Annotated in this window: 13 protein-coding genes and 1 other RNA gene; 4 read left to right on the top strand and 10 right to left on the bottom strand. The window is 41.6% G+C overall.

Features of this window, described 5'->3' with window-relative positions:
- Nucleotides 1–141: 141 nt before the first annotated feature.
- The 3 genes from I585_RS15820 to I585_RS15810 all read right to left on the bottom strand — a co-directional run bounded on the left by I585_RS15820 (nt 142) and on the right by I585_RS15810 (nt 4,282).
- Nucleotides 142–609: a MarR family transcriptional regulator gene (locus I585_RS15820; protein WP_010741038.1), complete on the bottom strand. Its 468-nt coding sequence runs from the start codon at nt 607–609 to the stop codon at nt 142–144.
- Between the two features lie 129 nt (nt 610–738).
- Nucleotides 739–3,459, bottom strand: coding sequence for a hypothetical protein (locus I585_RS15815; protein ID WP_111945213.1), 2,721 nt, complete (start codon nt 3,457–3,459; stop codon nt 739–741).
- On the bottom strand, nt 3,362–4,282 hold the full coding sequence (locus I585_RS15810) for a hypothetical protein (RefSeq protein ID WP_010741040.1): 921 nt from the start codon (nt 4,280–4,282) through the stop codon (nt 3,362–3,364). Before I585_RS15810 ends, I585_RS15815 begins: the two co-directional genes overlap by 98 nt.
- 120 nt (nt 4,283–4,402) lie before the next feature.
- Here I585_RS15810 and ssrS point away from each other — a divergent pair.
- The 3 genes from ssrS to I585_RS15800 all read left to right on the top strand — a co-directional run bounded on the left by ssrS (nt 4,403) and on the right by I585_RS15800 (nt 5,476).
- A non-coding RNA gene (gene ssrS / locus I585_RS22980) (6S RNA) lies at nt 4,403–4,596 on the top strand.
- Between the two features lie 66 nt (nt 4,597–4,662).
- Nucleotides 4,663–4,947 carry a hypothetical protein gene (locus I585_RS15805; protein WP_010741041.1) on the top strand — a complete coding sequence of 95 codons (285 nt, stop codon included), beginning with the start codon at nt 4,663–4,665 and terminating at the stop codon, nt 4,945–4,947.
- Between the two features lie 58 nt (nt 4,948–5,005).
- A complete protein-coding gene (locus I585_RS15800) occupies nt 5,006–5,476 on the top strand; it encodes a universal stress protein (RefSeq protein WP_010741042.1) in 471 nt (156 codons plus the stop codon).
- Nucleotides 5,477–5,520: 44 nt separating this feature from the next.
- On the opposite strand, the gene fucO is transcribed toward I585_RS15800, so the two are convergent.
- The 7 genes from fucO to I585_RS15770 all read right to left on the bottom strand — a co-directional run bounded on the left by fucO (nt 5,521) and on the right by I585_RS15770 (nt 12,423).
- Nucleotides 5,521–6,675 (bottom strand): lactaldehyde reductase, encoded by a 1,155-nt coding sequence (fucO, locus tag I585_RS15795; protein ID WP_010741043.1) that lies wholly within the window; start codon nt 6,673–6,675, stop codon nt 5,521–5,523.
- 162 nt (nt 6,676–6,837) lie between these two features.
- Entirely contained in the window at nt 6,838–6,996 is a 159-nt protein-coding gene (locus I585_RS23450; RefSeq protein ID WP_010741044.1) for a hypothetical protein, read from the bottom strand.
- Between the two features lie 121 nt (nt 6,997–7,117).
- A complete protein-coding gene (gene rhaM / locus I585_RS15790; protein WP_010741045.1) occupies nt 7,118–7,429 on the bottom strand; it encodes an L-rhamnose mutarotase in 312 nt (103 codons plus the stop codon).
- A complete protein-coding gene (gene rhaD / locus I585_RS15785; protein WP_010741046.1) occupies nt 7,426–8,259 on the bottom strand; it encodes a rhamnulose-1-phosphate aldolase in 834 nt (277 codons plus the stop codon). The genes rhaM and rhaD overlap by 4 nt, the downstream gene beginning before the upstream one ends.
- A gap of 59 nt (nt 8,260–8,318) precedes the next feature.
- Nucleotides 8,319–9,596 carry an L-rhamnose isomerase gene (gene rhaA, locus I585_RS15780; RefSeq protein ID WP_010741047.1) on the bottom strand — a complete coding sequence of 426 codons (1,278 nt, stop codon included), beginning with the start codon at nt 9,594–9,596 and terminating at the stop codon, nt 8,319–8,321.
- Nucleotides 9,597–9,649: 53 nt separating this feature from the next.
- Nucleotides 9,650–11,107, bottom strand: coding sequence for a rhamnulokinase (gene rhaB / locus I585_RS15775; protein WP_010741048.1), 1,458 nt, complete (start codon nt 11,105–11,107; stop codon nt 9,650–9,652).
- Nucleotides 11,104–12,423, bottom strand: coding sequence for an MFS transporter (locus tag I585_RS15770; protein ID WP_010741049.1), 1,320 nt, complete (start codon nt 12,421–12,423; stop codon nt 11,104–11,106). Before I585_RS15770 ends, rhaB begins: the two co-directional genes overlap by 4 nt.
- A 111-nt stretch (nt 12,424–12,534) precedes the next feature.
- Here I585_RS15770 and I585_RS15765 point away from each other — a divergent pair, with 111 nt between their 5' ends.
- The gene (locus tag I585_RS15765) at nt 12,535–13,512 is read left to right on the top strand and encodes an AraC family transcriptional regulator (protein WP_034709332.1); all 978 of its coding nucleotides are present in this window, start codon (nt 12,535–12,537) and stop codon (nt 13,510–13,512) included.
- Nucleotides 13,513–13,534: the final 22 nt, after the last annotated feature.

The raw sequence follows: 13,534 nt of genomic DNA, 5'->3' as shown, positions 1-13,534 counted from the left end.
TTCATTTCTAGAATCGTTTTCGCTGCAGTCGAAGAACAACTCGTTTTTTAGTTTCCTAGGAAACAATATAACTATTTTGTTTCCGTGTCAACAAAAACTGATTAAGTAAAAAGCAGCCTCTTTTTGAGACTGCTTTCATCCTTATTTGATTGTCAGATTTTGTTTTTTGATTTCTTGATCTAGATGCTGGTTATAACGTTCAAGAAAGTTTAGAAAGGCGTCGTATTGTTCGTTCTTGATCGGTTCAAAAACGGCTTGGTCACGATTTTCAAACTCTTTGTGCAGCTGTTCGTGAATTTCAAAAACTTTTTTTCCTTCGGCGGTCAGTTTGAAATAAATTTCTTTCTTATTATCCGCTTTTTGATAACTCTCGATATACTGCTTCTTCAGCATTTTTTTTGTCAACTTACTGATGGCTCCCCGCGTCATATACATTGATTCAGCCATTTTCGTAACATTTGGATCTTTGTGTTTGCCGATAAACTCGATGCAGTGAACTTCTGAAGCCGCATATCCCGCTAAAGCCTTCTCCATCTTGACTTTGTCCAACCAAGCTCGCTTATTAAACACTTCGGCAAAGCCTTCAAGAACTTCTTCTTTTTTGTTCATGCGTTCCCTCCTCAGGTATTTTCCACCTTGTATGGCCCTATTCTAAAGAATTTTATGAACCATGAGTAACCAAACACTCCAACGAGCGCAAGACCATTCTAGGGTATTTTTGTTTCTTTTTCAACAAAATTATTCGACTTTAGTACTCAACGTCCAATGAAAGGTCAGCGTATGTTCACCACGCTTCTGTTTTTCTTTTGGAACAGACAAGAAGATTCCTTTTGTTTCATCCCAGTCATCGAAGTTTGTTTGCAATGACCCTTTTTGCATAAATAATGGAACTGCCTCCTCCAATGAAACGATTTTCCCATCCTCTTGAAAGTACAATTCTCCGATCTCTGAAGATTCGGCTTGAAGGGTCAATTGCCACGGAGCGCTCTCAGGTCGCTGATCTTCTACGATCAGTTCGCCAGATACTCTAGGAAAGAAGGAACTTCTTTTTCCTATTGGCTGCTGACCAAAGTCAAATTGCTCAGGCACAGAAAGCAGCTTTAAACTGCCTTCTGCCTTTTGAAAATCAGCTTGGATCTGATAATGATAATGGTCTGTTGGTTGCCAAGTATTTTCTTTTAATGCATTCTTCTCGCCGTTACTCACAGTCAACTGGGCTTCTTTAAAAGAAAACTGATCGGTCTCAATAAATCTTAGGATCGGAGTGATTTTATTCTCAGCAGGAATAATCAACTTTCCCTTTTTACGATCAGCAATCCCCCAAACCTTCAACGGCAAAGGATGATTATTCGGCCGCAAAGACAGATCATGAGTAATTTCGCCTAACGAACTTTCTACTTGATAGTCAATAATTGTCGCGGCAACTGCCAATCCGATACTGGCATTCATGTCCCCCGTATAAACATGTCCCGTCTCGTCATAGCCGATAAAATTTTCCGGCGACAATGTGCTTTCAGCTCCAACGAGTGTCAGGACGGAATAACCTTTTTGCTCAGCAAAATAGTTTCCTTCAACTATTTCTTGCTCTTTTAGCCTTAACAAATGCCAATTTAGTTTTTCCTCTGACAATAAATCTCGCAAAAAAATATTCTCGGCGTCAGCTGGCGAATGCAGTTCTGTTTTTTTAGCGGCTGTAAGACTGCCAGTTTTTAATTTTTCAACAGTCAGAGATGCTCCTTCTTCTAAAGAAAGATCGCCGAACCGATGATACTCTTGCGCAAAATTATCCTCAGCTGCTCCGTTGCCGTTCAAAATTGATTTTGCTGATACCTTGTTTCCGATAGTTAATTGTGTAAAATTATCAATCGTTTCGAATGAAATCTCTTTCTGAGCTCCCCCGATCGTTAAGGCGATCTTCGCCGTGCTGTTGGCGATCAGGCGATTCGTGAAACTTGTCAGATCACTGCCGACAAGTTTTTTGATTCCCTGAGCCGCTTGGATGTCTAGCGCCAGGTCATGGGTCAATTTTCCAGTATAGCCATTTTTGATCATTCCTTGAATCAGAGCAAAACTTCCCTGTGGCGCATTGATTTCTAAATTCAGTTTGGGTGTATAGAGCGACGTAGGGTTTTCGCCCCCGTCTCCTAATACCTCAAGTTCAGAAAAAATTTCTTTTGTCGTTAATTCGAAACCAATTTGTTTATCTGTACCTCCTAAACGATTCAATAGGCTGGCATTTCTTGGACGGGCTGCCGAAATACCGATTCCCGCAGCAAGCTTAGGCTCCCCTGTTACTTTCAGCGAAACATTGCCGCTGATCATTCCATTTTTAGCCAATCCGCCCATTATTTGAGTCGCATCATTACTTTTTGTAAAAGTTCCACCGCTAACTATAGTTTCAACATTTCCATCAATCATATGATTCGAGCGCACGCCATAGGACGCTGCTAGCAGCCCTAGAAAAGTGCCGCCAGAGATTTCCGTCCGGGCATTGCCGAACATTCGCCGATCCTGATTGCTTCCCGCTACCGCATATCGTTCCACTTTTCCACCTGTGACTTCAAGCATACTATCCCCATAAATTCGGTAAAATCCGCCGCCTGCTCCACAAACTCCGCTGCTTTGACCACCAGATAGACGCAACCGACAATTTCCTTCAAGCATCCCGCTGAAACTGCCGCCGTAAGCATAACTTAACAATGCCTGGTTGATGCTCATTTCTGTTTCTCCTTTGATATAAAGAGCATTCTCCCAAAAATTTTGGCTATCCCCGCCACCTGCAGCTGCGCTAAATCCATAATTAGAACCCAGATTGTCCTCATTCGGTAAGCAGTTTGGATCAATTCCTCTTTCTTGAGCAATCTGTCCCCAACGCTTGCTGTAAACTAGCGTTTCTTCACCTAAAACCAAGTGGATCTTGCTTTCAATTACCCCAGCATACCCAGCCCCGCTAACATTATTTTCAACACCCATTCCGCCACTGACGCATCCGCCCAACAAACGCGTGGTGACATTTCCTTCAACTAAGAAACTAGTCTGATCTTTTGCCCATGCCAACCGTTCCACTGGTGTTAGTTGATCGTAATGGAGTTCTTCTGCGGTCCGTTTTTGCGGATCCGTCAAATGGACCTCCGGAACCAAATCAGGAGAATTTGTCAGGCTCGCTTTCTGTACGTCCATTCCCGCACCCCCATCAATCCGCTTGAAAGATCCGTGATCGGCTTTTCCAGCATAAATGAGATTTTCGATTCCACCATGAATCACACCACTGTACTGATTTCCGCCGACAAAACTCCTTTCGCCTGCTTTAAATTGTCTAGTATCGATAGCCGTTGTGATGGCCTGATTTTTTCCAAAGATTTCACCTGTTTGGGAACCACCGATTAAAATCCCCGTTGGCGAAAATCCGCCAGTTCCGTTGATTGTTGTATTGATAGGTCCAGTCTTTCCGTGAGCCACGCCACCGAAAAAAATTTCCCAATGTAAAACTAGCTGAACTGGATGTCAATTGATTATTTACTTCACCTGTTACTTCGGCGATATTCCCTTCAGCCCCAATTCCGCCGCCATAATAATTACTCAAGGTTCCATTAAGACTTCTGATTTCAGTTGTAGGACTTCCAATAATTTTCCCAGCCAGCGAACCACCGGACAGTTGATTAATGTCTCCTGTCATATCAAGTATTTGTATCATCGGGTTTCCTGTCAGCGTTCCGGACTCGTTTCCGCCATAAATTTCCCACGTTCCGCCAGTAACTTGCTGAAACATGAGTTTAGGATTCTCTATCAGATCACGGTCGCTGCCGCCAAACAATTGAGTCGTTTGGACATGCTGAATCTCTTCAAAGGAAAGCTGATGCCCATTGCCGTAAATTTTTTCTGCTTGCAAAGTCAATTCTCTTAAACGAATATCTTGTCCGAAATAGCAATGACTTGGCAAATACAACTCAGTGTCAGGACCAGTCCCTTCGAAGGTCAGTTTTGCTGGCACACTTCCGAACGTAATCGTTTCAAGTGTAATATCAGATGGGACTTCATCAGTACCAATAGTTGTCTGACTAAGATCAAGCGTTCCGTCAATTTGAATCGTATAACTAGTTTCGGTTCCAAATTGATAAAGATCAAAAAGCAGTTTTTTAAATCCTTCAACATTTAAATCATAGTTTGTTTGTTGATTGATCGGTGGAAGAAGTTCTAAAGAGGCGGCCTCAGATCCCGCTGTAAAAGGGACAAATAAAAAAATGAATAGATAGACCAAAAAATAAGCAATTTTTTTTGACATATGCGTCTCCTTTTTTATACAATATACGTATAGAAGACATAAATATTTTGGGTCGTTTCAAGTTTAGAGATAGAGACCCATTCGTTGCGTCTCAATAATGACTGTGCTATGATTGAGATGGAAATTCTGTGATGTGCGCGTTGCCTATTTCAGTGTTGACCGAACATTTTTATTGATATCTTGGGATCCGTCTTGTGTCAAAGTTGGTAACATGCCTTTTCATTTGGTAGTTCGATGCTTAGACCATGGAACCCACCTGCTAGATTTTGCGGGATCAATACTATCGGGTGAATAACGGCATCGACGGAATTTTCCATTTTTTATGGAATGAAAGCAATTTGCGTACTGCAAATTGCTTTTTATTATATTGGAGGAAAAAAATGATCCGCATTTTATTATTTTTACTAGCACTTGTCTTATTAATCTGCAGCTATTATTTGATAAAAAAACCGCAAGGACTTTTAGTGCTCTTTAGTAAAGAATCAAAAGATGAGTCTCGCAGCTTTTTACGTCAATTCGGCTATGTCTATGCACTTCTCGGAATTGTTAGTATCGTTGTCGGCATCATCAATCAACGAACGTATTCGATGATGTACTTAGTCATCCTTTTAGTGGTTGCGGCCATCTTCGCTTTATTAATGGGATCAAAAACAAAAAAAGGTTAACAGTACCATTTTTAAGAATTTTGATTTAAAATAAGGATGAGAAAAGGAGTTGGAAACGATGGATCAAGAATACAGTAAAATCATGGTGGCAGTCGACGGTTCTAATGAAGCAGAATTAGCATTCAAAAAGGCAGTAAATGTTGCAAAGCGAAATCAAGCGGAATTACTACTCGCTCATGTCATTGATACACGTGCGTTTCAAACAGTTTCTTCTTTCGATAATGTTCTAGCAGAACAAGCTACCGATATGGCGAAACAAACGTTAGACGATTATGAAGCTGACGCAAAAAGTGCTGGTGTCGAACACATCAGTAAAGTCATTGAATATGGTGCGCCAAAAGTGATGATCGCCAATCAAATTCCAGAAAATAATCAAATCGATTTGATTATGCTTGGTGCAACTGGCTTAAATGCGGTTGAACGTTTATTTATCGGTTCAGTTTCTGAATATGTCATTCGCAACGCTGCTTGTGACGTTTTAATTGTTCGGACAGACTTAGACAACAAAGTTCCTGAAGAGGACGAATAATTTAGCTCATTAAAAAAAGCCAACCTCGCGAGGTTGGCTTTTTCTTATAGCATTGACTTATATAGCGCGATAATCTCGTCCACCGTCGCATCTCGTGGATTCCCCGGCGAGCAAACATCTCGAAAAGCATCTTCAGCTATTTGCTGAACATCCGCTTCCTTCATTCCGATTTCAGTCAGGCTTTGAGGAATCCCAACATCGATTCCTAATTGCTTCACAGCTTGAACAGCGGCATCGCGAACTTCTGCTAACGACATTTCCGCTGCTCCTGCTACGTCCATCGCAATAGCAATTTCCCGGTATTTTTCACCGGTATATTCCTTATTGAAGTCCATGATCAATGGCAGTAATGTCGCACAAGCAACTCCATGAGGTGTGTCATACCAAGCCGATAATGGATGGGCCATTCCGTGAACTAAGCCTAAGCCGACATTAGAGAAACCCATACCAGCGATATATTGTCCTAAAGCCATTTTTTCTCGCGCTTCCTGATTTTCCGCAACGGAGTCTCTCAACGCATGACTGATAATTCCGATCGCCTTAATGTGAAGCATATCGCTCATTTCCCAAGCACCCTTGGTGATAAAGCCTTCGATCGCATGAGTTAAAGCATCCATCCCGGTTGAAGCGCATAATCCTTTTGGCATCCCCATCATCATATCGCTATCAACAAAAGCAACGACTGGAATATCATGGGGATCGACACAAACAAATTTGCGATGATTGTCAGCATCGGTAATTACATAATTGATCGTCACTTCTGCTGCTGTTCCAGAGGTAGTTGGTACTGCCAAAATCGGCAAAGCCGGTTTTTTTGTATCGGCAGGACCTTCAAGACTGATCACATCAGAGAACTCAGGATTTGTCGTAATGATTCCAATCGCCTTGGCTGTATCAATTGGCGAACCGCCGCCGATTGCCACGATATAATCCGCTTCGGCCGCCTGACAGGCTTTCACTCCGGCCTGAACATCCTCAATTGAAGGATTAGGTACGATGCCGTCAAATATCTCATAACTCAACTCTGCATCATCTAAAATCGCGGTGACTTTCGTAGCTACTTCAAATTTCAATAAATCTTTGTCTGTAACGACCAAAGCTTTTTTGAATCCGCGCTTCTTGGCTTCATTTGCTACCTCTTGGATCGCGCCCTTACCAAAATAAGATGTTTCATTTAAAATCATTCGATTGACTACCATTGTATTCTCTCCTTTATTGTGTTGTATTTCACAATTGATTATCCCATAAAAAGAAACCGCTTTCTGTGACTTCTAATTGTAAATTCTTGTCATAAAAAACAACGTCCATTATAAAAAAAATATTTTGACTTGCTTGTGTTTTATTTCTATTTATTCTATCTGCTAAAACTTAAATTTATTAATGACTTCCCCCTGCCGAATGATTTTGCTGAATTTGAGGTGGACATAATTTGTTGCACAACACAAAGCCTCGCGATAATTTTGAAAATCCTTTTCTTGTTTTTCCCCAGCAAGTGTTTCAACCTGTACAAGATATTTCATGTTCCTCTCCCTTTCCAATATTCGGCAGGCTTTAACGAGTCATCTATAAACGCATTCGATCTCGACTACGTTTGCACACAATTTCACATATATGTGTAAAAGAAACTGTTGCCAGTCTCTTTTACAGCTCAAATACTTGTTCTAGGTCTACCGCTACGGGTGAGTGGTCCAGATTTGTATCCATGACGTCTTCCATATAATCCCACCATTTACGATTGATTTCTGTGTCGGCTGTTTGAGCCCATTTCTCTTCATCTTCGATTTCCAAATAACCGAAGAGAAAATCTGTTTCAGGATCGAAAAAGATAGAATAGCTTTTTGCTCCATGTGCTTTCAACATTTCACGCATTTCAGGCCATAAATCATTGTGGCGTTTTGCGTATTCTTTTTTTAATCCAGGATACAACTTCATTCGAACCGCTTTTTTGATCATGCGTTAGGCACCCCGGCTTCAAAAAAAACTGGATTTGGTGTGATGCCGAATTGTTTAGCTAAAGCAATAAAGTTTTCATCACTAATCGTTTGACGCACACCACCTTGCGCCTGAACATAGGTATAGACTTGTGCCGCTTTTTCGGCCGTTTCAATCAAGCCGAAAGTTTCATCCATCGTACGACCGGCTCCATAAACACCATGAAATGACCAAAGCACTAAACGAGCTTGCTTCATTTTTTCGGCCGTCGCTTCACCAATCTCATTAGAGCCTGGAATCAACCATGGCAATACTTGAACACCTTCAGGGAAAACGACCATACACTCAGTACACATCTCCCAAAGTGTTCGTGTGATAGCTTTCGCGGTCATTTCATGGCTGAAAGTCATTGCCAATAAATGAGTCGCATGGCAATGCATTACGATCCGATTTTCAGGATCAACTTCTAAGCGGGCGATATGGCTCATCAAATGAGCAGGCAGTTCACTCGTTGGAACTCCGCCATCTGTATACCCCCAAAGTAAATCCACGCTTTGTCCGTCTTCAGCTACTCGCAAAATACCAAGATTATTGGCGGGATCTTGAGTCACATTTTTAAAATATTTTCCCGAACCGGTTACGATGAAATAATTTCCTTTAAGCGCTGATCCGTCAAAATCCATCGGAATATTCCGCAGTACATTTGCAGTATCCAAGTATTCTCTGACGTCCGCTTCCTCTAATAGATAAGATACGTTGCCGCCATTCCGTTCATCCCAGCCTAGTCGATACAGGTTGCTGGTTACATCTACCATTTCTTTGACAAAAGGTGCTTCTAAAATATTTTTCACGATTGATTCCTCCAAGTTTTATCTAACAAGGCAGGGAGGCAAGGCCCCCCACCAATTCATTATGCGTGTGCGAACTCTTTGTCTCGCGCTGATAAAATATCTCTTTCATAATTCATGACTTCTTCATACCAATCCATGCCGACTGGAGCATTGTTTTGTTCACAGAAGTAATTCCAAACATCAGCATAAGGGAAATCTTTTAATTCTTCGGTCAAAGCCATGCGTTTCGTATAATCAAGATCCAATTCAATGGTCTTCAAGTCTTCGATCGGTTCCAGCATGGCTTTCAATAGAGCTTTTTGAGTATTACGAGTACCGATGACCCAAGCAGCGATCCGGTTGATTGTGGCATCAAAGAAATCTAGGCCGATATTGGTCTTTCCTAGAAGATCATTGCGAACGATTTCTTTACCAATTTCTTGTAATTCATCATCCATAATTACAACATGGTCAGAATCCCAACGAACTGGGCGAGAAACGTGCAGCATAATTCCTTTAGAGAACAGCGCCAGTGAGGTCAATTTGTTTGAGATCACTTCAGTTGGATGGAAATGGCCAGCATCTAAGCAGATCAGTTTGTTTCTGGTTAAGCCATACCCCATATAAAATTCATGGGAGCCAACTGTATAAGCTTCAGCGCCAAGGCCAAACAGCTTGCTTTCAACAGATTCTTGGGTATATTCCTCATTCAAATCTTCCGCAAAGATTTCATCTAGTGATTCCATCATCCGTTTCCGAGGTGTATAACGATCAATCGGATTATCCTTCATACCATCTGGCATCCAGAAGTTGTCGATACAAGTTTGTCCGGTTTCTTTGCCTAAATATTCAGCGATTTTACGGCTGCGTTTGCCGTGTTCAATCCAAAAATCACGAACCTCTTTATCTGGGTGAGCTAAGGTCATTCCGTCTTTCATCATTGGATGAGAGAAGAAGGTTGGGTTGAAGTCCAAGCCAACACCTTGTTCATTAGCCCAGCTGGCCCATTTTGCAAAATGCTTTGGTTCAATTTCATCTAAATCGACAGGTTCATCGGTATCTAGGTAGATGGCATGCAAATTCAATTTATGGCTGCCTGGAATCAATGAAAAAGCCTTCTCAACATCTTGACGTAATTGATCCGGAGTGTGAGCTGCACCGGGATAATCTCCGGTTGCCATGATACCGCCGGTTAATTCACCATCGGGATTTAAGAATCCTTTTACATCGTCCCCCTGCCAGCAATGCATTGAGATTTTTACATCTTGTAATTTTTTCAATGCGGCATCCGTATCGACACCGATTTCTGCGTAACGCGCTTTTGCGTCTTCATAACGTTCTTCAACTGTTTTTGTCATTTCGTTTCTGCTCCCTTTTCTTTCTATTTATTCATTAAAATGATGAATCATTTTTATACGAATGATTTTGTTAATGATTGGTATTTCTCAATAGCACACTGGTTGTCTATCTGTGGTTGAAATTCTTTCATCGGAAAGGATTTTTTGATCCCTTCGCGTCCTTCTGCCAGTGTTCCGAAACCTTTTGTTGCGACCATTTGCACGATGATATTGCCGATGGCGGTTGCTTCACCCGGTCCAGCCAGAACATTGATGCCGCAAGCATCCGCGGTCAATTGATTTAAGAAATCATTGTTCGAACCGCCTCCCACGATATGCAATTGAGTAATCGTGCGGTCAGTAATTTTCTCAAGCTTTTCGAGTTCCACCGCGTAACACAGAGCCAAACTGTCATATATACAACGTGCCAGCTCCCCTGCCGTCTTCGGTATTTTTTGGTCCACTTCTCGGCAATAAGACTGAATCTCTGTGATCATATTTTTAGGATTCATAAAACGCGAGTCATTGACATCGATTAAACTGACGAATGCTTCTTCTTGGCTCGCCAGTTCAGCCAACTCAGGATACGAATACTGATAATCCTGCATTCTAGCTACTTCTTGGATCAACCACATCCCCATAATATTTTTCAAGAAACGGATCGTCCCTTGAACACCCCACTCATTGGTGAAGTTTGCCTCAAACGCTTCTGGAGTCGAAATACCTTCTTCGATCTCCACGCCCATCAATGACCAAGTCCCTGAACTAATATAAGCCCAGTTGTCACCTTTGCCCGGTGTTCCTACAACGGCCGACGCCGTATCGTGAGAAGCAATCGTGATGAACGTCGCATCTGGCAAATCATATGTCGGAAATTTTTCTTTTAAGATCGGACCTAAGATAGTTCCCGGTTCTACCGGGTTCGGAAATAATTCTTTTACAACATCGATCGCTGTTAATACATCCTCATCAAGCTTCCTAGACTTCAAATTCATCAACTGCATGGTTGATGCATTGGTCTTTTCTAACACCGCTTGACCAGTCAGTACGTAGCCCAAATAATCCGGCATCAATAATAACTGTTTGGCGTGAGCCAATTTTTCCCGATCTTCCTTGAACAATTGGAAAACCGTATTGAATGGCTGAAGCTGAATTCCGGTTTTTTGATAAAGCATTTGCAATGAAAATTGCTGATCAAATTCTTCCATCGCCTGCTTTGTTCGATCATCGCGATAGCTGACAGGTTGACTTAATGCCTGACCCTGCTTGTCCAGCAAACAGTAATCAACACCCCAAGTGTCGATACCGACATAGCACTTTTCAACGCCGCGTTGCTTCACTTTTTCCAAGCCAATCAAAATTTCTTCAATCAAATGATCCGCGTTCCAATAGTCTGTGCCGCTATTATCAGAAAAACCATTTTTGAAGCGATGAACCTCTTCCAAAGAAATTTTGTTGAAGGGATTTTTTTCTGAAAGCATCAATCGTCCGCTTGATGCACCAATATCTACTGCTATATAGGTTTCCGTCATTTTGTTACCTCTTGGCCATGAGGCAGATCTTCAGTTGCTTCTTTTGCAGCTTCGACACTGTCTCCATAACGCTCTTTCGTAATTTGTTCTAATGTTTTCCCCTGTGTTTGCGGTGTCCATACGGTTCCAATCACTAATGATACAATCAGCAAACCGATCATAACTGTCCCAGCAACGGTAAAGCCTAAGCTGGCTAAGATCATAGGGAAGATGATTGACCAAACACCGCAACTGCCGCGAACTAAGAAGAACATGATTCCTTGTGCCCCGCCGCGGAATTTAGTTGGAAATAATTCTGACGCCCACAAAGCATAGAAGGCTTGGGCCCCAATCCCTGCTGAGAGTCCCCATAAAACTACGAAAACTCCTAAGCCTAACCAAGACATCCCAACGAAGGTTAAGACGACCCATGAAACTACCGCCATTAAAGCGCCTACAAAATAGAATTTACGTTGATCAACTTTGTCCCCTAATTTGGCAAAACCAAAATACGAACCAATTGAAGTCAAAATCCACAAAGCTGCTTGCAGCATATTAGCTTGCGAATTGGTCAATCCGCCGACTGTTTCATAAACAAATGGCATGAAGAATCCCATCGCACCTGCTACTAAGTTCCAAAATAAATACACGCCCACTAAGAATAGAACTGATTTTCTATTCACAACATTTGAAAACAGCTCTTTGTAAGGATGAGCCTTTTCTGTTGTTGCTGCTTGTCGCGCATTTTCTGCTTCCCAGTCTTTCGATTCTTCTAATTGACGTTGCAAAATCCAAGCAATCAGTGCAACTACTACTAACGAAACAAACAATAAACGACTTCCAAGCAGACCTAATGGTGCCAAAATTACACCTAGTGTGAAAATGATCGCAGGCCCTAATGACCAGGCCAATTGAGAGATGCCGATATTGTGTGCCCGTGAATCAGGGTGGGCCATTTCAGCAATATAAGACCATGATGCGGGAACTCCAGCACCAACAGACAATCCCATAATTAAAAATCCTGCTAAAAGCATCGGAAAATTCATTGCAAAAATAATAAACAATGCGCCGAACATATAAATCAATAAGTTATAGGTATAGATGAATTTTCGTCCATACTTATCCGATAAACGCCCGCCAATTAGCGCACCAATCGCGGCACCAAAAGCATTTGCACTCAATGCTCCTAATAATCCAACCGCGAAACTACTTAGACCAAAATGCTGAGCCCATAAGGTCAGCCCGCTCGCACCTGCTACGATACAGCCAGAATCCAAATAGTTCGTTAAAGAAACTGCAATCGTTTCTTTTTTTCCTCCACCGCTTTGTCCGCTCATGTCTTACTCGCTCCTTAAATTTATTTACATGTTTATTATCGGAATTTATGGTTGCGTTTTCAATGTCGTGGATATAGAATGATTGTGACGAAATTACAGGGATGTGTTGACATGCATAAAATCGTAAAAGACTATTTACAGAACCATAATCAAATCGAAGAGGCGCAATTAAATAAGAAAAAATTCGTGATTGATATCCCCTCAAGATCCTTTCAAACGGCAGAAGACAACATGGTTTTACTCAAAGAATACTTTCTAAAAAATAATTCGATTTACATCAGTAAGCACCCGCGGTTTGCTCCGTATCCAGAACACAGTCACCACTTTTTAGAATTGAATTATGTCTATTCAGGAAAATCTGTCCAGTATATCAATGGCAGACGCGAAGTGATCAAGCAAGGAGAAATTTTACTGCTCGATCGCGGCTCTTCTCATGCTTTAGGTGAACATGGAGAAGAGGACATTCTGATCAACATTATTTTCCCAAATGATAAAGTCGATATCGATTGGCTGTCTAGTTTGAATGATAAGAATAGTGTGCTCTTCAATTTCTTAGCTCAGACGATGGCGACCCGTTCACGAAAGGAATATTTGATTTTCCGCTGCTCCCAAAATGAGCATGTTCAAATGATCCTCGATCAAATGATCGATAAATATTTCACCGAACCGATCTTTGCGAATGAGATCATTTCTCTCTACATTCCGATTTTATTTACAGAATTGATTGGCAATTGCACCTATGATTTTTATGAAGAGAAAAAGGATAAGACCAACCATCAGGTCGTCATTGACACCTTAAAATTAATCGAAAAGGAGTATGCCAGCCTCTCTCTGGAAAACGCCGCTCAGCAACTCGGCTATAACAAGAACTATTTAAGCAATATCATTAAGAAAAAGACTGGCGAAACCTTTTCCGAACTACTATCAAAACAGCGAATGAAGCAGGCCAAGTTTCTAATTGAAGGCTCCACGCTGCCAATCAGCTCGATCGTTGAATTGGTGGGTCTCAAAAATCGCAGTCATTTTTACAAACAGTTTAAAGCGGCCTATGGCGAGCTGCCAAATACTTTCAGAGAAAATAAAAAATGAGCCACAGAATTTCTGTGACTCA

The sequence above is a fragment of the Enterococcus malodoratus ATCC 43197 genome (assembly GCF_000407185.1).
GTDB lineage: Bacteria > Bacillota > Bacilli > Lactobacillales > Enterococcaceae > Enterococcus_A > Enterococcus_A malodoratus.
Note: the sequence above shows the minus strand (reverse complement) of the source record. Positions and strands in the feature narration are given on the sequence as shown.